Genomic DNA, 18995 nt, shown 5'->3' with positions numbered 1-18995 from the left:
CGTAGCGTGTAGGAGAAGTTCCATGTTGGCAAAGCTCGTGAGCGGCCTTGCATTTTCTCTCATGGGCCAGATGACGGCCTCGGCCGAGATGCTCGAACTCAAGGTCGCGAGGGCGGAAGCGAGCCGGGACAATGTGCCGCCAGGCGGTGCGGTCGATGTTCTCCTGACGGATGAAAGCGTCGAAGCTGCGGCTTTCACGGAAAGCAGGGTGGGTAGGCAGATCCACATTCGTGCCGACGGAATTCTGCTGATGTCTCCTTTTATCGGAGGCCCGATGAACGGTCCGACGATCCAGCTGAGTGGGGGGATGACGCCGGAAGCAGCGAAAAATCTCGCTTTTCTGCTCAACCATAGCGCCAAGCTGACGATCGATGATGAACCGGTCAAATAGATCGCTCATTCGTGTTAGTTTCCTGCGATTGATTCCCTTTGGTCGCACAGCATGGAAACCTCGCTCTACGCGCCCGTCAAAACCTTTCTGGAAAGCTTCGGCTACGAAGTGAAGGGCGAGGTGGGCGGCTGCGATCTGGTGGGCTTGAGCGAAACCGACCCGCCGGTCGTGGTGGTTTGTGAGCTGAAGCTCAGCTTCAATCTGGAACTCATTCTTCAGGCGGTTGACCGAGCGGCAACATCCGATGAGGTGTGGATTGCTGCGCGGGTTTCGGCAAGCGGCCGTGGCCGCGAGGCTGACCAGCGGTATCGTGATCTCTGCCGCCGCCTCGGCATCGGGATGCTCGGCGTGTCGGGTGCGGGCGAGGTGAGCGTCATCGTCAGTTCCGTCTCGCCCATGCCGCGCACCAATCCAAAGCGGCGGACGCGTCTCGTCAAGGAACATCGCAGGCGGCGAGGTGATCCGGCCATCGGCGGCAGCACCAAGGTACCGGTCATGACCGCCTATCGTCAGCAGGCGCTTGCCTGCGCGGCGGCGCTCGTCCACGGGCCACTCCGGCCCCGGGACATGAAGACGGCGGCTCCGAACGCGGGTTCAATCCTGCTTGCCAACTATTACGGCTGGTTCCAACGGGTGGAGAAAGGCGTCTATGCGCTGACCGAACTCGGGCGACAGTCTCTGGAGCGCTGGCCCGAGGCAAGCCTCATCCCCACGACGCCGGATGACGCCATTTCGAATGTCTGACCTGAAGAAGCCGCCCGCTGTAAAAGGCGGGCGACCGTTGGTTGATGCATGAACGGCTTACGGCTGGGTGCCCGTGCCACCCGCACCACCACCTGCTGGCGGAGTCGCCGGAGTTGCATTGTCCGCCGGCGGGGCACCCGGCATAACAGGTGCCGGAGCCGGCGACTGATCCGTTGCTGCCGGCGGTGTTGTCGAAGACGTAGTCTGTGTGTCGGTGGGCGAGCCGCCCATCTGGGACCATACAAAGGCGCCGACAAGGATGACGGCGATCACGGCGACCCAAGCCATCCACGAGGAACTCCGGCCTCGGGCCGGCTCGGAACGGTAATCGGGCTGTCTGTCATTGGGATCAAAAGTCATGATTGCTTCCTCCTACGCAGGAGACAATGCCGGCGAGCAGGATTTGTTCCAAGAAAATCACTTTTCCGGGAGCGGCGAGTGAACGATCATTCCTTCGACGTCGATCGTGCGTAGTCCGGAATACGGAACCGACGGCGATAGACACCGGGTGCCAGGCCCGTGATGCGCTTGAACAATCGGCGAAAGAAAGCGGGCTCCTCATAGCCGACTTGCCAGCTTATCTCATCGACCGATATGTCGGTGGTCTCCAGGCGACGCTTGGCATCCTCAATCCTGAGGCGCTGCACATAGGCCATCGGGCTGACACCGGTGGCGCGCGTGAAGCGCCGTTTGAAGGTGCGTTCGGTGAGACCGGCCCGCCGCGTCATCTCTTCAAGCGGATTGGCTACGGAGAAGCGGGTCGCGACCCAATCCTGTGCCACCTGGATCGCAGTGTCCCCGTGGTCATTGCGCCCTTCGAAAACGATGTAGGGCGCGAGCCCGTCCTGATGCCATTGAAGCGCAAAAAAACGCGCTATGGTCTGCGCTGCCGCAGCTCCCATATGGCGGCTGATGAGGTAGAGCACGAGGTCGTGCCAGGTCATGGAGGCGCCCGAGCTGATCAGTTCCTCTCTCCGTCCGGAAACGACGAGCACGCGCTCCGGATGGATTGACACATGCGGAAAGGCGGCTGAAAAGGCGCTGGCATAACCGAAATGAACGGTCGCCTCTGCACCATCGAAGAGCCCTGTCTCGGCAAGCAGAAATATGCCGGAACAGGCCGAACAGAGAAGAGCGCCGCGGTCATGCATTCTGCGAACCCATTCGACCAGCTGCGGATATCGACCTTTCCGCCAACCACCGGGACCAAGCAGGATCGACGGAACGATGATGATATCGGTGGCATCGAGATCGTCGATGCTCCGCTGCACGGTGATCGGCACCTGACTTGCCAGTATCAATGGGCCCGCTTCCAACCCGACGATCTGCACTTCAAACGGTTGTGCTTCTGTAAGTCCTGGCGGCAGGACCGAGAATGCGTTCATGACATCAAAGACGCCGCTCAGTGTCGAGACTACGGCATCGGGAATGGCCACAAGGCTTACATGTCGCGGCTTCAAGCGCGTCCGATCTGCCTCATTCGGCATATCCCTCCCTCCGACATTTATTGCCTATACCCAGCCGCGATGTGGCGCAAACGGCCCGATCTTGGACTTTCCCGCTCTGCCAACCCCGGATTTCATCTGCAATCTTCCGATCATCATCACAACCGAACGAACAGGAGATAGCAACATGGATTATCTTACAACCAATTCCGTCGATCCGGCCAAGCTGGACGCGATCGTCTCGCGCGCCATCGGCGATCTGTCAGCCGGCTATGGTGGCGTCATGATCAGCATCGGCCACCGCCTGGGCCTCTACAAGGCCATGGCAGGCGCCGGACCGCTGAATTCGCGCGAGCTGGCGGCCCGTACCGGTTGCGCCGAGCGTTACCTGCGCGAGTGGCTGAATTCCCAGGTCGCCGGGGGCTATATTGCCTATCACGCGATCAGCGACAGCTTCGAACTGACGCCGGAACAGGCGCTGGTGCTCGCAAACGACGAGAGCCCGGTCTTCATCGCCGGCGCCTGGGCGGTGCCGGCCTCGATGTGGGCGGACGAAGACAAGGCGCTTGAAGCATTCCGCACAGGCTCAGGCATCCCCTGGGGCGACCACGACGGTCGTCTCTATTGCGGCGTGGCGTCATTTTACCGCAACGCCTACAAGGCGAGCCTCGTCCCCGAATGGTTGCCGTCGCTCGATGGTGTAATCGACAAGTTGAAGAGCGGGGCCCTGGTGGCGGATATAGGTTGTGGCTACGGCAATTCCACGGTGCTGATGGCGGAAGCCTTCCCGGCATCGCACTTCCACGGCTTCGATACGCATCCGGAGTCGGTCGCCGAGGCTCGAAAGATCGCTTTGGACGCCGGCGTTGCAGACCGGGTCACATTCGAAAAGGCGCGTGCGGAGAACTATTCCGGCAAGGGATACGATCTGATCTGCTTTTTCGATTGCCTGCACGACATGGGCGATCCGCTCGCCGCGGCAAAGCACGCCGCGCGCACGCTTGCTCCGGGCGGTACCGTCATGTTGGTGGAACCCTTCGCCAATGACCGCGTGGAGGACAATATCTCGCCGGTCGCCCGCTTATATTACGCGGCGTCGACGACGATCTGCTGCGCGCATGCTATCTCGGATGGCGGCCACATTGTGCTGGGCGCGCAGGCCGGTGAGGCGCGGCTGAGGGAGGTATTCTACAAGGCCGGCTTTACGCACTTCCGGCGGGCCATGGCGACACCGTTCAACCTCATCCTCGAAGCGCGGCTTTGATGTAGCCCGAGGGATCAAGCGGGGCCGTTTTCGGCAGGTCCCGCTTGCCTGGCTAGTTTCGCGCCAGGGTCGTCCGCGGCGAGATCCAATTGTGCCATTGTTCCACGCTGCCGTGGAAGACGTTGAGGTCGATCTTGCCGTCGACGCCATGCGACAGGCCGGAGCCGGAATATTGCCAGAAGAGCCATTTGCGGCCCGGATAGACCTTCGAGGGGTGCTGCGCGACAGCACGCAACCAGAAAGGATAATCGAGGAATTTTCCCCTCAGGTTGTCCTTGTAGAAGTCCGGCGCGGTGTAGATGATCGGGCGCTGGCCGTAATACCGTTCGAGCTTGTCCATGAAGACCTGCATCTTTTCCACCACCCGCTTGGGCGACAGGCGCTGCCTGCAGCTGGATTCGTGGTTCCATTCCACGTCTATGACCGGCGGCAGCGCATCGGGATCCCGAGGGACGTTGCGGATGAACCAGTCAGCCTGTTCGCCGGCGGTACGGCACCAGTAGAAGAAGTGGTAGGCGCCGCGCTTCAGACCGGCCTCTTTGGCTCGCCGCCAATTGGTCTTGAACATCGGGTCGAGATGGTCGCCCCCGTCGGTCGCTTTGATATAGGCGAAATTGGCGCCCTGAGTCCTGAGTTTCCCCCAGTCGATCTCACCCTGCCAGCGAGAGACATCGACGCCGTGGACTGCATAGTCCTTCGGCGAGACACGGCCAAAATTGATCGGCTTGGCGTCGCGAAAGCGACGGCTATAGATCTGCATGCGCCGCTGTAGCGGAGCTTCGACCACCGACCTGTCGGGCACCAGCATGGCAACCGGCCTTTCGGAAGGGACAGGCATGCCGACCGTCGTTTCCTGCACGAAGGCCTGTGGCGCTGGCATCGAGCCGGACCAGGCAAGCGTTTCCGTCTGCGGCTCTTGCCGAACCTGTGGGGTACTGATCCGCGAAGTCTTGCCGACACTGACGGATGGAACGGGCGCTACCGGCTGGGTGATCGAGCCAGTGGTTTCCCTTGGTGCAACGCCGGCCACGATGTCCTCCGGACCAGAACTGGAGGCGCAACCTGCCAGAGCGAAACAGGCAAAGAAGAGAACTGGTACAGCCGACAGACGACGCATTTGGAAACCCGTACGCAAAACAACCAAGACGGCGTCCCCAATGCCGTCGATAATCCCTGAGAGGAATTGCTAATGGAAAATTACCAAGAAATGCTGAATCCAATCTTTATGTGCACCAGAAAGGGAATCAGCCGCGCGGCTTGATGGCACGAGCCGGATTGCCGGCAACGGTGATGCCAGCCGCAACGTCGCGCGTGACGACCGCGCCCGCGCCGATAATGGCGCCATCACCGATCGTCACGCCACCGAGGATGATTGCGCCGCCGCCGATCCACACATCGGAGCCCAAGGTGATCGGACGGGCGATCTCGAGCCCCTGGGCGCGAAGGGTTGGATCACGATGGTGGTCAGCACAATAGAGCTGCACGGAAGGGCCGAGCATCGTGCAGGCGCCGATCCTGACCGGTGCGGTATCGAGGACTGTACAACCAGCATTCAGATAAACGCCCTTATCGAGAAAGACATTGAACCCGTAGGCGCAATGGAACGGCGCTTCCAGAAAGACGGTTTCGTGAACCGCGCCGAAAAGAGTCCGCAGGTTTGGCGCTATCGTGCCGCGCTGGTCAGGCGGCAGCGTATTGTGGGCGTGGCAGGCGATCCGCGCGTTGTTGCGCAGGGCGTCGAGTTCCGGATCCAGACAGGAATACCAGTCTCCCGCCGCCATTTTTTCCCGCTCGTTCGCCATATCTTGCCGTCCCCGCTTTTTGCTTCACCGTTCAGCACCAGCCTTGATCCGGGCCGCCTCGCGTCGAGCCAGGCTTTCCGGCGGCCACAGCGCCCTGGTGCTGTAATATTCCTCGAAGACCTTGGCATCGTCCGGCAGTTCGACCCAGGGCACTTTCGAGCGGGTGAAGATATGGACATCGGGTGTGAATTCCGTCCGTCTGTCGAGGGTCGATACGCGGATGAAAAGCATCCACCTGCGCCGGCCATAGTCACTCCAGAGCGCTATCTGGCAATCGGGACAACGGTAGATGTCGTGCGGATGGCCGCTGTCGGTCTTCATGGCGACCGGCACAGGCTCGCCATCGACGATTTCGATGTACTCTGCCTCGATCAGCGCGTTGATAGCGAAAGCTCCACCGGTCTGGCGCTGGCAATCCGTACAGTGGCAGCAATGGATGAACATCGGCTGCCCGTTCATGCGGTAGCGGATCCTGCCGCAGAAACAACCTCCTTCGAACATCTCGCTCATGTCGCTTCCTGGCACCCTTCAGTGCGGTAAGCCTATCATGAAATGTCGAGTCGTCGCTTCGCAATACAAAATTGGGGAGACGGGAGCGACCCGTTCTGCTTAACTTGAATGATGTGGAAGAGTGGGAATGTGCATATGACAACAGAGCGTATCGGCGTGGTTGGACTCGGCCGCATGGGTGGTGCCATGGCGGAACGCCTTGCAAAGCAGGGTTTTTTCGTGACGGGCTGGACCCGTAGCGGTCTTTCGCCGGAAAAGGCCTCGGCATTCGGGATCGCCGCGGCAAGCGACCTGCCGTCGCTCTCGGCTGCTTCCGACATCATTGTTCTTGCCCTGCTCGACGATCCCGCCGTGCATGCCGTGCTCGACGAACTCGCTGCCATCCAGCTTACGGGAAAACTGATTGTCGACACGAGTACGGTCAGTCCCGAGACGCTGCGCGCCCATGAAGTCAGCATAAAGGAGAAAGGGGCATCGCTTCTCGATGCGCCGATTTCCGGCGGACCGGAAATGCTGCTCGCGGGCACGGTCGGTTTTTACGTCGGCGGTGCTGAGCAGAATTTCCAGCGCTTCCTGCCGGTCGCCGGAGTTCTCTCAAATCGTATCCATCACGTCGGAAAGCTGGGAGACGGCGCATCGGCGAAGCTCGTCAACAACATGATGCTGATGGGGCTCTGGCAGATCATGAAGGAAGCTGTCCAGCTTGGCGGCAAGGCCGGGCTTTCGCGCGACAAGATGATCGAAATCCTATCCGGCAGCCCGGCTGCGAGCCCGGCTATGCGCTCGCGGCTTCCCGTCATCCTCGGCGAGACCGATAATGTGGGCTTTCCCGTCTCCGGCGTCCTCAAGGACATGGGCGTCGTCTTCGAGCTCGCCAGTCGGCTGGGTGTTGCGACACCCGCCATCGAGGCCGCGCATGCGAGCTTCAAGGAGGCCGCCGCACTCGGCCATGGCGAAGCCGATCTCGGCACCGTCGTACGGTTGGCGCTCGAAGGGAAGACCTGAGCAGCGGACTGCCCAGCCTTCCCGAAAGATCAGAATGTGCGGCTAAGACGAGCGTCGACTGAGTGGCTGTTGCCGCCGCGAATTGCGAAGAACAGGAAGATGGCAGCCCAGAGAATGGACTTTTCCGCCCCCATCAAACCCTGATTCTGCACGATGCCATGGAAATAAACGGTGACCAGCAGCACGATCATGGCCGCGAATGATGCAGGACGGGTGAAAAGGCCGATGGTGACGAGAATGCCGCCGAAGAATTCGGTGGCCGCCAGCAGCGGTGACCAGAAGACGCCCGGATAGAACCCCAGGCCTTCGACCATGGCGATAGTACCGAAGGGGTTGGTGATCTTGCCGAAACCATGCGTGACGAGCAGCAGGCCTGCGACCACGCGCAGGATCGTCTCGACGGTCTCGTGGGTGGAGGTATAGACAGGGGCAAGTGCCGGGATAATGAGGCGGGAGCGAGTGGTGGATTGAAGAGCCATCGAAGACCTCCTTGTGGCAGAGAGAACAATACGTCGTGGTCACCAATTGACGTGGAAGCTGCTCCTGTCGAGATGCGTAAATTCAAAAACATGACTATTTAAGGTGACATTATCGTGAGGTCCATTTGAATCGGCGGAAAGGTGAAACCGATGGAAAAGGCGCGCATTACCATTCTCTACTGTACGCAGTGCAATTGGCTGCTTCGGGCTGGCTGGATGGCTCAGGAACTCCTGCAGACCTTTGCCGACCAGCTTGGCGAAGTCGCGCTCATCCCCGGCACCGGCGGCAATTTCGAGATTCGCCTGAATGGTGAACTCATCTGGGAACGCAAGCGCGACGGCGGTTTTCCTGGACCGAAGGAGTTGAAGCAGCGGGTGCGCGATGTGATCGACCCCGAGCGGGATCTCGGCCATGTGGACCGCGCGGCGAAAGAGAGCGGCGAGGTTTGAGACCGTCAGCGATCAACCGTCAAAGGTTTTTCCACGGGTGACATGGAAACTTCAAAAAGCTAGTTGACAGGCAGGAGCCACCCCCTTACATGGCTCTCCGTCGCCCAGATGGCGGAATTGGTAGACGCGCAGGTTTCAGGTACCTGTGCCGCGAGGCGTGGAGGTTCGAGTCCTCTTCTGGGCACCAGAATTCCGTATGTAGCTGTCTATAGGCAGCCCAAAAAGCTCGGATTTCCGGGCTTTTTCTTTGTCTGGACGTCGAAGGTCGACCAAAGCCGTCTCTTGGTATTTTTTGAGCGGCCGCCGACGGTCGGCAGGATGGCGGGAACCGGGTTGCCGATTGACCAGGCGGAAAAGTTCATCTTGCTTTCCCCTCTGCCGGACAAAGGCCTTCTCCGAAGAAAGAGCGCCGCCGGTCGTCACAATGTCGGCCGCATGATCGAGGCCCGGGATAATTTCCACTTCGCCGCCATTGCGGCGGCCGGTTTCCAGACGAACGCGTGCGCGCGCTGGTCGTTGATCTCTATTCCCTAAGAGCGGCGATCTCGAACATGGGTGCCATCGCCGACAGCACTGATCCATTCTGTCCGTTCGGAAAGCCTACGATCCGACGTCAGGATGCCCAGCCAGACACCGATTTGACGATCATGTATTCCTCGATCCCCCAGACGCCGCCTTCGCGCGCGCCGCCCGAGTGGCGGATGCCGCCGAAAGGTGAACCGGCGCCGCGCGGCTGGCCGTTCATCTCCACCATGCCGGATTGGAGGCGCCGCGCCAGCCGGTTGCGCCGGGCGCCGTCGCTGCTCTGCACGTAATTCGTGAGACCGTAGGGCGTGTCGTTGGCGATGGCCACGGCATCTTCCTCGTCCGAGAAGGGAAGGATCGAGAGCACTGGGCCGAAAATCTCTTCACGCGCGATCATCATATCGTTGGAAACGTCGGCGAACACGGTCGGCTGTACAAAGAAGCCCCGATTGAAGCCGGCGGGCCGTCCGATACCGCCGGCGACGAGGCGCGCGCCTTCGCGGATGCCGGTCTCGATCAGCGACTGCACCCGGTCGAACTGGCGTTCCGAGATTACGGGACCCATATGGGTCCCTTCCGCCGACGAGGGTCCGACCGCGATCGACTGTGCCGCTGTTCGGGCTTTTTCCACGGCTTCGTCGTAGATCGAACGCTCGACCAGCATGCGCGTCGGAGCATTACAGTTTTGCCCGCTGTTGATGAAGCATTGCCGAACACCGCGCTCGACCGCATCCTCCTCCGCATCGGCGAAAATGAGGTTTGCACCCTTGCCACCGAGCTCCAGCGCCACGCGCTTGAAAGTGTCGGCCGCGCCTTTCATGATGCTGGCACCGGCACGCGTCGAGCCGGTGAAGCTGATCATGGCGACATCGGGATGTTCGACCAACCGCGCTCCCGCCGTCAGGCCATCACCCTGGATCAGATTGAAGACGCCGGCCGGGGCGCCCGCCTCATGAATGATCTCGGCGAGCAGGACGGAGGAAAGCGGGGCAAGTTCCGATGGCTTCAGCACCATGGTGCAACCGGCGAGCAGTGCCGGCACGACCTTCAACGCCACCTGACTCATCGGCCAGTTCCAGGGTGTGATCATGCCGACGACGCCGATCGGTTCCATCAGGATACGGTCGTCGGGCGCATGGGGTCCGAGTTGCCGAACGAATTCGAAATGCTCCATGACTGCCAGGAAATTGGTCATATGGCGAAGTGCAGCCGGTGCCTGTCGCGTGCGTGCGAGCTCGATCGGCGCGGCCATCTCCTGCGAAATCGCGCGCGCCATATCCTCGACGCGCTCCGAATATATCTCCCGGATCCGTCGGATCAGCGCCATGCGCTCGCCCGGCTCGCTTGCCGCCCAGGCCGGAAAGGCGAGCTTCGCGGCCATGACCGCGGCGTCAACGTCGTTGCGCCCGCCAAGCGCCACAGTGTCAAAGGGCTGCTCGGTGGTGGAGTCGATCAGCGTATGCCCGGCCGTCGACAGGGCCGGCACCCAGCGGCCGCCGATGTAGAATTCCCGCAATTTCCGCATGTCCTTCTCCTTTTCGGCCGTCAGGCGTCTTCGGCCGATGCCAGCTCTGGTATCGGAGCAGCGTCGAAGAAATGTATGTCGCCCGGTGTCACGGCGAGACGGATCTCATCGCCGGGCATGGCCGACGTTCGCCCGCGAACGAGTATGCGAATGAGCTGGCCGGCAAGGCGGGCGGTGATCTGAGTTTCCGACCCGGTCGGCTCGACGATGGAAACCGTGGCGGGCCAGCCGGTTTCGGCGATGACGAAATGCTCCGGCCTGACGCCGATGGTGACCTGCCTGCGTTGCTTCGGATCGGCCGCCGGAAGACCGAGCACGGTGTTGTCTTCAAGCCGCAATCCGTTTCCTTCGATGATCTGGCCTTGCAGGAAATTCATCGGCGGCGAGCCGATGAAGGCAGCAACGAACAGGCTCGCCGGCCTGTCGTAGAGTTCGAGCGGTGGACCTTCCTGTTCCACGACGCCGCCGTTCATCACGACGACCCGGTCGGCGAGCGTCATCGCTTCGATCTGGTCGTGGGTGACGTAGATCGTCGTCGTCTTCAGCCGCTGGTGCAGTTCCTTGATCTCCGAGCGCATCTGCACGCGCAGCTTGGCATCCAGGTTCGACAGCGGCTCGTCGAACAGGAAAACGTTGGGATCGCGCACGATCGCGCGGCCCATGGCGACGCGCTGGCGTTGCCCGCCCGAAAGCTGGCGCGGCTTGCGGTCCAGCAGATGCTCGAGTCCGAGGATCCGAGCTGCCTCGTTGACGCGCTTTGCGATCTCAGGCTTTGGTACGCGGCGCTGCTGTAGAGCGAAGCCCATGTTGTCCCGTACGTTCTTGTGCGGATAAAGGGCATAGTTCTGGAATACCATGGCGATATCCCGGTCTTTCGGCGCTACGTTGTTGACCACACGGTTACCGATAGCGATGTCGCCACCGCTGATGCTTTCGAGACCGGCGATCATCCGGAGCAGGGTAGATTTGCCGCAACCAGACGGGCCCACGAGCGCAACGAATTCGCCGTCCTCGATGTCGATCGAGATCCCATGCAGAACCTGGACCGCGCCATAGGACTTGCGGACCTCGCGTATTTGCACCGTACCCATTCGGAACTCCTCCCATTTCCTGCCCTTTCCCCGGGCATAGTTTGCTTTGTTCACCGCAAAGGGGCGGTGCCTGCCCCGTCAGGTCTGGCGGCTGCGGCCCCCGTTCGGCATTTCCTCGATCATCCGGATCAGGAAGTCACCGGTGTTCTTCTCGTGTTGATTGACCATTGCCGCCGCGGCTGCATAGTCGCCGCCGCGCAAGTGATCGCGGATTTTCGTATGCTCCTTCAGTGCTTCCCTCAGGCGTGCCGGCTGCGGGGGAATGCCATGGCGCTGGGCCGACATCAGCCCATGCATGTTTTCGAGCAGCCGCTTGCACCATGGCGATTCCGGGTTGTCGCAGAGCAATTGGTGGAATTCGTAGTTCTTCTCGGCGAACAGTGCGAAATCGTCCGCATCGAGCGCCCCGGCCGACGCCTCGAGATTCTCATCGATCCTGCGCAACCGTTCCTCGTCGAAACTCGCCGCGCCGAGTTCCACGGCCAGACCGCAAACCAGGCCGCGCAGCGCGCTGATCTCGCGGATCTGCTCGACCTTGAGCCCCTGGACCACGGCGCCGATATGATTCTGCACCGCAAGCCAGCCTTCGGAGGCAAGGCTGCGGATGGCCTCCCGGATGGGGGTCTCGCTGATGCCGAGCGCGTCGGAGACTTCGCGCGTGGTGATGCGGTCGCCAGGGCCTACTTTGCCGGAGAGGACCATGGACTGGATATGCTGCCGGGCCAGCTCGGTCTTGGTGGTGAAGGTCTTCGGTTGTTGCATGAAATCCATCCAGTTGTGGTTGCACAAGCTTGCCGCGATCTATCCCTTCGTCGCGCCGTCCGCCAAGCCTTTGATAAGCCATTTCTGAACAAGCAGCGCAAAGATCACGACCGGAACGACAGTGATCGTGCCGACGGCAGTGAGCGCCCCCCAGTTCGCGCCGTTCACGGTGTCGCCCGCGATGCCGGCGATGGCGACTGGAATGGTCGAGGCATAGCGGTTGGTCAGCACCAGCGCGAACAGCAGTTCTTCCCAGGCGAGGATCATGCTGAAGATGAGGGTCGACAGCAGGCCTGGCAGCGAGATCGGCAGGATGATCTTGAAGAAGGCGCCATAGCGGGAGCATCCGTCGATCATGGCCGATTCCTCGAGTTCTTTTGGCAGGGCGAGGAAGAAGCCGCGCATCAGCCACATGACATAGGGGATGAGGAAGGTGCTGTAGGCGAGGATCAACGTGATGTGCTTGTCGGTAAGCCCAAGTTTACGCGCGACCAGAAACATTGGTACCGCGAGCGCAATGGGCGGCACGCCGCGCGACAGGAGGATGATGAGCCCTATCGTCCCGGCGCCCCTGAGCCGGATACGTGCCAGCGCATAGCCGGCCATGGTGCCGACGACGATGGACAACAGGCCCGAGCCGGCGGCGACGATGATCGTGTTGACGATGCGCCTGACGATGTCGGCGCGCCGCATGTACTCTTTGTAAGTGGCGAGCGTCGGCTCGAAGAAGAAGGTCGGCGGATTGGTGAAGATGTCGACCTGCTGCTTGAACGAGGTCAGCACCATCCAGTAGATCGGAAACAGGAAGACGATACTGACGAAGATACCGGCGAGGATGCGGAGCCTGTGGCCCAACGTGTTGCGGGCATCGTAGGAGACGGCCGGGGCCCTGGCGCTCAAAACAATTCCTCCAATTTGCGGCTGCCGCGCAGGAAGATGCCGGTCAGCACCATGGTCAAGACCAGCACGATCACGGCCATGGCGGCGGATTCGGCAAAGCGCAGCGACCGGAACGCTTCCTCGTAGATGAAGAGATTGATGATGTTGGTAGCCTTGCCGGGGCCGCCATAGGTGGCGGCGAGCACGATGTCGAACATCTTCACCGCGCCCAGCCAGCGGATGACGAAGGTCGCCGCGATGATCGGCACCAGCAGGGGCACAGCAACCGACCACAATGTCGACCACCAGTTGGCACCGTCGATCTTCGCTGCCTCGAACACGTCCTTGGGCAGTGCCAGCAGGGCGGCAGTGGCAATCAGCACGATGAACGGGGTCCAGCGCCACGTGTCGATGATGATGATCGCGGCCATGGCGAGCTTCGGATCGCCGAACCAATCAAGCGAGCTGATACCGGCAAGTCCCATCCAATAGTTCATGATGCCCCAGAGCGGATCAAGGATCATGCGCCACATGCCACCGGCAACCACCGGCGCCACAACCATCGGAATGATGAACAGGGCGCGCAGCGCACTGCGGCCCCACCATTCCGCATTGATAAGGAAGGCGATTCCGAAGCCGAGCGTGACCTGCAGCGGCAATGCGATGACCAGATAGATCAGCGTGACCTGCAGCGAATCCCAGAAGCGGTAATCGCCGATCACCTCCTCGTAGTTTGCCCAGCCGATCCATTCGCCGGCACCGAACGTTGCTATGTCGAAGGAGGCGAAGCTGATCTCGATCGTATAGAAGATCGGATAGGCGAGCATCACGGTCAGCACCAGGATGCTCGGCATCAGAAAGGACCAGCGTTCGAACAGGTCGCCGACCTGGTCCCGCCAGCGGGATCGACTGACGTCAGTTTTCGCCGGAGGTACGGATTTCATCATGATCGCTGCCCTCCTTCGCCGACTGCGCGATAGATCGGTCCGCGCGCCCGTACAGGATCGAGCAGCGACCAGTCGCCTTCCTCCACTTCATAGCCGAGCGGAAAGGGCGGACGCCCCTCTACGCCGATCGCCGCCATTACCCGGTCGTCGCGATAGTAGCAGCGCGCCGTCACGGCCTCCAGAACGCCTGCAAGCTCAGGCTCGGCGGAACGAAATTCGGCGAGCAGGGCGGCCTGCTGGTCGCGCGGCAATGTCGCGAGGCGACCGCCGGCCCAGGCCTCGACAGCATCGAGTGCCTTGGAGAGCAGGGGTTTGTCTCGGCCGACCGAACGGAGAATGTCCGCATAGATCGCCGGATCGTCAGCGCCGGGCAGGCCGAATTCCGTACTCGCCGGAATCATATGCCCGACGATTGCAAGCAGCGTTTGCCTTGCATCTTCGAATGGCTCTTCCGCTGGCTGGTTTTTTTCGAGTGCTGTCATGGTCGGTTCAATCGAAAAGCTCGTAGAGACGGGACTTGATCTGGTCGGCGATGTAGAGTGCCACCGCCTGGATCGTCGATGTCGGGTTGACGCCGCCAGAGGTAACGAACACGCTGCCGTCAACGATGAAAAGGTTCTTCACGTCGTGGCTGCGGCCCCATTCGTTGACCACCGAGCGCTCGGGATCCGCGCCCATGCGGGCCGTGCCCATCAGGTGCCAGCCGGCATAGGGCAGGGGTGCCTTCGTAGTGATGTGATGGGCACCGGCAGCCTTCAGGATCTCGATGCCGCGGGCGACTGAATGATCCAGCATCTTTCGCGAGTTGTCGCTCAGCCGATAGGTAATCTTCGGCGCAGGAATGCCATCGGCATCCTTGAGATCCGGATCGAGCGTCACGCGGTTCGTTTCCTCCGGCAGGTCCTCGCAGACCGAGACCATGCCGGCGCTGTGGCCGAACAGCCGGCGGAAGGCGGCGTGATGGCCCTCGCCCCAGGGAATGAGGCCATCTGCCATGCCGTTGATCGCCGCACGCACCGGGCCGGTGCCGCGCGAGAACTGGTAACAATAGCCGCGCACGAAGCCGCGCGAGCGGTCGGTCTCGTAGAATTCGTGGCTCCAGGTGCAGATCGGCGAACCGCGATGCCCGTCCATCGGCTGGTCGAAATGGCCGCGGATCTGTGCATAGGGATGCAGCATCAGGTTCTTGCCGACGAGCCCGCTGGAATTGGCGAGACCGTTTGGAAAGCGGTCCGATGCCGAGTTCAAGAGTATGCGCGGCGTGCCTATGCCGTTGCAGGCCATGATGACGATCTCGGCCGGTTGGAAAATCTCCTTGCCGTCCGCATCGAAATAATACGCGCCGGTTGCCATGCCCGCCTCGTTTGTCTCGATGCGGCTGACTCGACAGCGGCTTCTGAGTTCGATGCGTGCGCGGATCGCCTCCGGCCAATAGGTGACGTCGGTGCTGCCCTTGGCGCCCTGTGCGCAACCGGACCCGCATTGGCCGAGATTGATGCAGGGCGCGCGTCCCTCGTATTCCCGTGTGACGATCGCGGCATCGGACGGCCACCAGTGCCATCCGAGTCTGTTCATCGCCTTGCCGAGCGTCTGGCCAGTACGGCCCATCGGGATCGGCGGCATCACCGCCTCTTTGGGCGGATAGGCCGGGTCGCCCAAAAGGCTGGATATGCCCATCATGCGGTCGTTCAAGGCATAGAAGGGTTCCAGCGTGGCATAGTCGATCGGCCAGTCCTCGGCGATGCCGTCGAGGCTGCGAACCTTGAAATCGGAGGGGTGGAGCCGCGGATAATGCCCGGCGTAGAGAATGGTGCCCCCGCCGACGCCGTTGAAATTGGCGATCTTGATCGGCGAATCGTCGTCGTTGATGGGATAATCTGCGGCAAGTCTCCGGCGGTTCGGGCTGATCGCGAAATCTTCCGAAAGCCGCGCCTCCCAATCCCGTCCGGAGCTTGGATAGCCGGACGGTTTCTGCCAGTCCCCCTGTTCCAGGCAGAGGATGCGCATCTTTGTCTCGGCGAGGCTCCAGGCCACCGCCGCTCCGGACGCGCCCGCGCCGATGATGAGGACATCCACAGTTTCATTCATGATTGAAGCATGCGCCTCCCGCCGCTCGCTCGCTAACCATCATATCGAAAGCTTCGACGGCTCGGTACGCTTCCACATGCCCGCGGCCGGGATAGGGGGATATTTCGCAAGCATCTCTTCGATGGGCTCCGTGCCCCAGCCTGGACGGTCGGGGAGGATCAGATGACCGTCCTTGTATTCCGGAACATGGGTGAAGAGTTCCTGGTCCCAGGCGACGCGGTCGATATCGGTCTCCATGATCGTGAGATTGGGTACTGCCGCGCAGAAATGCGCATTCATCATCGTGCAGAGGTGGCCATAGAAATTGTGGCAAGCAACATTGGTCTCGTAGGCTTCCGCCGCGGCCGCGATCTTCATCGACTGCCAGACGCCGTTCCACGGGGTATCGATGATGGCGACGTCGATTGCGCCTTCGCGGAAGAATGGCAGGAACTGTTGGAGACCGATCAACGTCTCGCAGGAAGCAATAGGGTGCCGGCTCTGCGAACGGATATAGGCGAGCGCCTTCGGGTCCAGCGTGTCGATCTCCACCCAGAACAGGTCGAGATCGGCGATTTCACGCAGGATCTTCACGTATCCATCGGTCTTCGCGTTGAAATTGAGGTCGAGCAGCATGTCGATGTCGGCGCCTGCTTCCGCACGCATGACCTCGAGATGCCGACGCAAATCCTTGAGTGTCTTGCGTTCGACGTTGCGGCTTGTCTCATAGGGACGGCCGAAGCCCGGCGACCAGCCTTCGATGCGATCGCGCGCATCATAATGGAAGATGTTGGTCTTAAGGGCGGTGAAACCTTTTTCTCCGACCTCGCGGGCGATCTGCTCGACGCCCGAGATATCTGTGATGCCGGGCGAATAATGCTGCGTGCGGGTGCGGTAGGATACGCAATGGGACCAATAGACCCGGATCTTGTCACGCACCTTGCCGCCAAGCAGGACATGGCAAGGCACCTCCAGCGCCTTGGCCTTGATATCGAGAAGCGCGTTCTCGATCGCACCGAGCGCCTGACCGACTACGCCGCCGGAACCCGGCCGAGTGACATTGCGCAGATCCTCGCGGATATGCTCGTGATGCATTGCGCTCTTGCCGATCATGCGACCGGAGATTTCGTTGATCACCGCCGATACCGCGGGCGAGCCGAAATATTCATCGAATTCGCTCCAGCCGACGATCCCGTCTTCGGTCGTGATCTTCAGGAAATGGTAGTTGCGCCAGGAGTTGCTGCAGGACAGGGTCCTGACTTCGCTTACAATCGCTTTCGTTGGCATCATGTTCCTCGGTCAGTTCGGGTGCGGCAGGTGCCGCCCGGATATGCGATGCCGAAAGCATCGACACGGGATTGGCTGTCCGGTCCGCGAGGCGGGCCGGTCTTCCTGGAAATACGGCCGTCAGGCGTTTCACCGGCGGCGAACGCATGGGTGCTGGGGCAGCACCCATGCGGTAGGGCCCGGTTCTTATTTGAGGACCTTGGCAATCTTGCCGGCAGCCGTCTTCAAGGCTTCCTCGGGAGAGGCCTGTCCGGCAAGGCCGCGGGCGATCTCGTCCGCCAGGATCTGCTGCGCCGCATCCGATTTCGGGTTGCGGATGCGCCACATCTTGCCTGTGGCGGCGACGTCATAGGCGTTCTGGAGGGTCTTGTAGATCGGCTTCAGCCATGCCTCGGACGGCTCGCTCGCCAGTGTGGACTTGCGCGCGGGGAAGGAACCGACCATCGAGGCGTTGATGCTTTCGCCCTGCTTTGAGGTCAGCCACTGGACGAAGGCCCAGGATGCATCGAGCTTCTCCGTTTTGCTGCTGACGCCGGCGATCCAGATGCCACGGTGCGTGCCGGCACTGGTACTGCCGACCGGCAGGACCTGCACGCCGACATCCTCCACCGTAAGCGTGGTCGACTGCTTGTCGACGGCGGTCGCCTTGTAGACGCTACCCCAGGTGATCATGTTGGCGACGATACCCTGGCGGAAGGCCTGAAGTGACTCCGAGAAGCCGTGGCCCAGCGCGCCGGGTGGTGCGAACTCCAGCAGGCGCTTGTGCATTTCCAGCGACTTGGATCCAACCTGGTTGGCGAAAGCCGGGGCACCGGATGCATCCAGCAGCGCGCCGCCGTTCGAGTTGAGGATCGACTGCCAGATTGTAGGGGTCAGCGGTTCGCGTACGAAATAGGTGTCAATCGCCCAGGAGTCCGGCTTACCGTCGCCATTGGTATCCTGAACCAGCTTCGGCGCGTTGGCGAAGAACTGGTCCCAGGTGATCTGTGGCGTCGGTTCCGGCACGCCGGCCTTTTCGTAGAGCGCGCGGTTGTAGAACATCAGCAGCATGTTGGAACGGACCGGCACTGCATATTGCTTTCCGTTCCACTCGCCGGCCGCCAGCGGTGCGGCATTGAAGTCGTCCCAGTCGTAGCCCTTGTCGGTCATGGCCGAGATCTCGTCGCTCTTGAGATCTTTCAGCGCCCCGATCTGCGCGAGTTGCGGCACCCAAGGATCATCCGCCAGAAGAATGTCGTATTCCGGCTGCGGGCTGGTAGCGTCGAGCATCATCTTGGCCAGCAGCTCGGTATAGGGCACGCCGTCGATGCGTACCTTCACGTTCGGAAACGCCTTGTTGAATTCCGGAACGAGGATCGTCTGCCAGCTGTTGGCGAAGGCCTCGTTGGCCATGATCTTCACTTCGACCGGATTACCTGTTGCGCCCAGCCCGCCTTCCGCATTTGCGGCAGCAAGGGGCATAACCGCCAGGATCAGCGATCCGGCCACACCCTTGAGGACAAATCTCCTCCCCGCGCTTGTCTTCTTCTCCATGCCTTCCACGATTTCCTCCCTTGTCGTGCTCTGCATTCCATATTCTATAGAATATTGAAAAAGAGATCGTCAAGTGGGAGGATTGCCTTGGCAATGACAATATCGATCAATCTCGTGCTGATTTCCGCGTCGGCAGAATCGGATCGGTTGGTCCTGTTGATCGCGGGGCTGGTCGGAAGGCGATGAGGCGTGGAGTTTCGAACACAATGCTCGGCCCGGAGGCAGGAGAGGATGTGCATCCGATGAGGTGGTGGCATGATCGCTGCGACCAGAGAGGCAGATAACCGTG

At 61.2% G+C, this 18995-nt stretch carries 21 protein-coding genes and 1 tRNA gene; 7 read left to right on the top strand and 15 right to left on the bottom strand.

The annotated features are described in order from the left end of the window. The first annotated feature begins 22 nt into the window (after positions 1–22). Positions 23–391, top strand: coding sequence for a SecDF P1 head subdomain-containing protein (locus J2046_RS11195; protein ID WP_210051757.1), 369 nt, complete (start codon positions 23–25; stop codon positions 389–391). A 51-nt stretch (positions 392–442) separates the two neighbouring features. After that, complete coding sequence (locus tag J2046_RS11190) at positions 443–1135, top strand: DUF2161 domain-containing phosphodiesterase (protein ID WP_210051756.1); 693 nt, start codon at positions 443–445, stop codon at positions 1133–1135. A 57-nt stretch (positions 1136–1192) separates the two neighbouring features. Here the strand turns inward: J2046_RS11190 and J2046_RS11185 are convergent, their stop codons facing one another. Both J2046_RS11185 and J2046_RS11180 read right to left on the bottom strand, forming a co-directional pair. Further along, positions 1193–1423, bottom strand: a complete 231-nt coding sequence (locus J2046_RS11185) for a hypothetical protein (RefSeq protein ID WP_233469695.1) — start codon at positions 1421–1423, stop codon at positions 1193–1195. Positions 1424–1581: 158 nt separating this feature from the next. Continuing rightward, positions 1582–2622, bottom strand: a complete 1041-nt coding sequence (locus J2046_RS11180) for a GlxA family transcriptional regulator (RefSeq protein ID WP_210051754.1) — start codon at positions 2620–2622, stop codon at positions 1582–1584. 145 nt (positions 2623–2767) lie between these two features. On the opposite strand from J2046_RS11180, the gene J2046_RS11175 reads away from it, so the two are divergent. After that, entirely contained in the window at positions 2768–3844 is a 1077-nt protein-coding gene (locus J2046_RS11175) for a class I SAM-dependent methyltransferase (RefSeq protein WP_210051753.1), read from the top strand. A gap of 52 nt (positions 3845–3896) precedes the next feature. On the opposite strand, the gene J2046_RS11170 is transcribed toward J2046_RS11175, so the two are convergent. The 3 genes from J2046_RS11170 to J2046_RS11160 form a co-directional block, all read right to left on the bottom strand. Then, on the bottom strand, positions 3897–4961 hold the full coding sequence (locus tag J2046_RS11170; protein WP_210051752.1) for a glycoside hydrolase family 25 protein: 1065 nt from the start codon (positions 4959–4961) through the stop codon (positions 3897–3899). A gap of 127 nt (positions 4962–5088) precedes the next feature. Further along, the gene (locus J2046_RS11165) at positions 5089–5646 is read right to left on the bottom strand and encodes a sugar O-acetyltransferase (protein ID WP_210051751.1); all 558 of its coding nucleotides are present in this window, start codon (positions 5644–5646) and stop codon (positions 5089–5091) included. Positions 5647–5670: 24 nt separating this feature from the next. After that, the gene (locus J2046_RS11160; protein ID WP_210051750.1) at positions 5671–6156 is read right to left on the bottom strand and encodes a GFA family protein; all 486 of its coding nucleotides are present in this window, start codon (positions 6154–6156) and stop codon (positions 5671–5673) included. A 135-nt stretch (positions 6157–6291) separates the two neighbouring features. On the opposite strand from J2046_RS11160, the gene J2046_RS11155 reads away from it, so the two are divergent. Then, complete coding sequence (locus tag J2046_RS11155) at positions 6292–7161, top strand: NAD(P)-dependent oxidoreductase (RefSeq protein ID WP_233469694.1); 870 nt, start codon at positions 6292–6294, stop codon at positions 7159–7161. A gap of 29 nt (positions 7162–7190) precedes the next feature. Here the strand turns inward: J2046_RS11155 and J2046_RS11150 are convergent, their stop codons facing one another. Continuing rightward, positions 7191–7640: a DoxX family protein gene (locus J2046_RS11150; protein ID WP_210051748.1), complete on the bottom strand. Its 450-nt coding sequence runs from the start codon at positions 7638–7640 to the stop codon at positions 7191–7193. Between the two features lie 150 nt (positions 7641–7790). On the opposite strand from J2046_RS11150, the gene J2046_RS11145 reads away from it, so the two are divergent. From J2046_RS11145 to J2046_RS34225, 3 genes are all read left to right on the top strand, one after another. Beyond that, positions 7791–8090, top strand: coding sequence for an Rdx family protein (locus tag J2046_RS11145; protein ID WP_210051747.1), 300 nt, complete (start codon positions 7791–7793; stop codon positions 8088–8090). Positions 8091–8192: 102 nt separating this feature from the next. After that, a tRNA-Leu gene (locus J2046_RS11140) sits at positions 8193–8277 on the top strand. Between the two features lie 146 nt (positions 8278–8423). Next, a complete protein-coding gene (locus J2046_RS34225; protein WP_210051746.1) occupies positions 8424–8624 on the top strand; it encodes a hypothetical protein in 201 nt (66 codons plus the stop codon). Between the two features lie 79 nt (positions 8625–8703). Here the strand turns inward: J2046_RS34225 and J2046_RS11130 are convergent, their stop codons facing one another. From J2046_RS11130 to J2046_RS11090, 9 genes are all read right to left on the bottom strand, one after another. Continuing rightward, the gene (locus tag J2046_RS11130; RefSeq protein ID WP_210051745.1) at positions 8704–10140 is read right to left on the bottom strand and encodes an aldehyde dehydrogenase family protein; all 1437 of its coding nucleotides are present in this window, start codon (positions 10138–10140) and stop codon (positions 8704–8706) included. A gap of 20 nt (positions 10141–10160) precedes the next feature. Further along, positions 10161–11231 carry an ABC transporter ATP-binding protein gene (locus tag J2046_RS11125; protein WP_037145723.1) on the bottom strand — a complete coding sequence of 357 codons (1071 nt, stop codon included), beginning with the start codon at positions 11229–11231 and terminating at the stop codon, positions 10161–10163. Between the two features lie 78 nt (positions 11232–11309). Beyond that, positions 11310–11993, bottom strand: a complete 684-nt coding sequence (locus tag J2046_RS11120; RefSeq protein WP_037146128.1) for a GntR family transcriptional regulator — start codon at positions 11991–11993, stop codon at positions 11310–11312. A gap of 39 nt (positions 11994–12032) precedes the next feature. After that, complete coding sequence (locus J2046_RS11115) at positions 12033–12893, bottom strand: carbohydrate ABC transporter permease (RefSeq protein ID WP_210051744.1); 861 nt, start codon at positions 12891–12893, stop codon at positions 12033–12035. Further along, positions 12890–13819 (bottom strand): carbohydrate ABC transporter permease, encoded by a 930-nt coding sequence (locus J2046_RS11110; RefSeq protein WP_210051743.1) that lies wholly within the window; start codon positions 13817–13819, stop codon positions 12890–12892. The genes J2046_RS11115 and J2046_RS11110 overlap by 4 nt, the downstream gene beginning before the upstream one ends. Next, a complete protein-coding gene (locus J2046_RS11105; RefSeq protein WP_210051742.1) occupies positions 13816–14301 on the bottom strand; it encodes a hypothetical protein in 486 nt (161 codons plus the stop codon). The genes J2046_RS11110 and J2046_RS11105 overlap by 4 nt, the downstream gene beginning before the upstream one ends. 7 nt (positions 14302–14308) lie before the next feature. After that, positions 14309–15907 carry a GMC family oxidoreductase gene (locus J2046_RS11100; RefSeq protein ID WP_210051741.1) on the bottom strand — a complete coding sequence of 533 codons (1599 nt, stop codon included), beginning with the start codon at positions 15905–15907 and terminating at the stop codon, positions 14309–14311. A gap of 39 nt (positions 15908–15946) precedes the next feature. After that, positions 15947–17173 carry a mandelate racemase/muconate lactonizing enzyme family protein gene (locus J2046_RS11095; RefSeq protein ID WP_411828488.1) on the bottom strand — a complete coding sequence of 409 codons (1227 nt, stop codon included), beginning with the start codon at positions 17171–17173 and terminating at the stop codon, positions 15947–15949. 186 nt (positions 17174–17359) lie between these two features. Further along, positions 17360–18742 carry an ABC transporter substrate-binding protein gene (locus tag J2046_RS11090; RefSeq protein ID WP_233469693.1) on the bottom strand — a complete coding sequence of 461 codons (1383 nt, stop codon included), beginning with the start codon at positions 18740–18742 and terminating at the stop codon, positions 17360–17362. Positions 18743–18995 lie beyond the last annotated feature (253 nt).

This window comes from Neorhizobium petrolearium, from assembly GCF_017873175.1.
Taxonomy (GTDB): domain Bacteria; phylum Pseudomonadota; class Alphaproteobacteria; order Rhizobiales; family Rhizobiaceae; genus Neorhizobium; species Neorhizobium petrolearium.
This window is presented reverse-complemented; position numbering and strand designations above follow the sequence as displayed.

Bases quoted from the DNA above. Each gene is read 5' to 3' on its own strand.
- J2046_RS11190 (WP_210051756.1), top strand. From the start codon at position 443: ATGGAAACCTCGCTCTACGCGCCCGTCAAAACCTTTCTGGAAAGCTTC.
- J2046_RS11160 (WP_210051750.1), bottom strand. From the start codon at position 6,156: ATGAGCGAGATGTTCGAAGGAGGTTGTTTCTGCGGCAGGATCCGCTAC.
- J2046_RS11150 (WP_210051748.1), bottom strand. From the start codon at position 7,640: ATGGCTCTTCAATCCACCACTCGCTCCCGCCTCATTATCCCGGCACTT.
- J2046_RS11180 (WP_210051754.1), bottom strand. From the start codon at position 2,622: ATGCCGAATGAGGCAGATCGGACGCGCTTGAAGCCGCGACATGTAAGC.
- J2046_RS11105 (WP_210051742.1), bottom strand. From the start codon at position 14,301: ATGACAGCACTCGAAAAAAACCAGCCAGCGGAAGAGCCATTCGAAGAT.
- J2046_RS11145 (WP_210051747.1), top strand. From the start codon at position 7,791: ATGGAAAAGGCGCGCATTACCATTCTCTACTGTACGCAGTGCAATTGG.
- J2046_RS11155 (WP_233469694.1), top strand. From the start codon at position 6,292: ATGACAACAGAGCGTATCGGCGTGGTTGGACTCGGCCGCATGGGTGGT.
- J2046_RS11195 (WP_210051757.1), top strand. From the start codon at position 23: ATGTTGGCAAAGCTCGTGAGCGGCCTTGCATTTTCTCTCATGGGCCAG.
- J2046_RS11120 (WP_037146128.1), bottom strand. From the start codon at position 11,993: ATGCAACAACCGAAGACCTTCACCACCAAGACCGAGCTGGCCCGGCAG.
- J2046_RS11170 (WP_210051752.1), bottom strand. From the start codon at position 4,961: ATGCGTCGTCTGTCGGCTGTACCAGTTCTCTTCTTTGCCTGTTTCGCT.
- J2046_RS11090 (WP_233469693.1), bottom strand. From the start codon at position 18,742: ATGCAGAGCACGACAAGGGAGGAAATCGTGGAAGGCATGGAGAAGAAG.
- J2046_RS11110 (WP_210051743.1), bottom strand. From the start codon at position 13,819: ATGATGAAATCCGTACCTCCGGCGAAAACTGACGTCAGTCGATCCCGC.
- J2046_RS11100 (WP_210051741.1), bottom strand. From the start codon at position 15,907: ATGAATGAAACTGTGGATGTCCTCATCATCGGCGCGGGCGCGTCCGGA.
- J2046_RS11095 (WP_411828488.1), bottom strand. From the start codon at position 17,173: ATGCCAACGAAAGCGATTGTAAGCGAAGTCAGGACCCTGTCCTGCAGC.
- J2046_RS11175 (WP_210051753.1), top strand. From the start codon at position 2,768: ATGGATTATCTTACAACCAATTCCGTCGATCCGGCCAAGCTGGACGCG.
- J2046_RS11165 (WP_210051751.1), bottom strand. From the start codon at position 5,646: ATGGCGAACGAGCGGGAAAAAATGGCGGCGGGAGACTGGTATTCCTGT.
- J2046_RS11125 (WP_037145723.1), bottom strand. From the start codon at position 11,231: ATGGGTACGGTGCAAATACGCGAGGTCCGCAAGTCCTATGGCGCGGTC.
- J2046_RS11130 (WP_210051745.1), bottom strand. From the start codon at position 10,140: ATGCGGAAATTGCGGGAATTCTACATCGGCGGCCGCTGGGTGCCGGCC.
- J2046_RS11185 (WP_233469695.1), bottom strand. From the start codon at position 1,423: ATGGCTTGGGTCGCCGTGATCGCCGTCATCCTTGTCGGCGCCTTTGTA.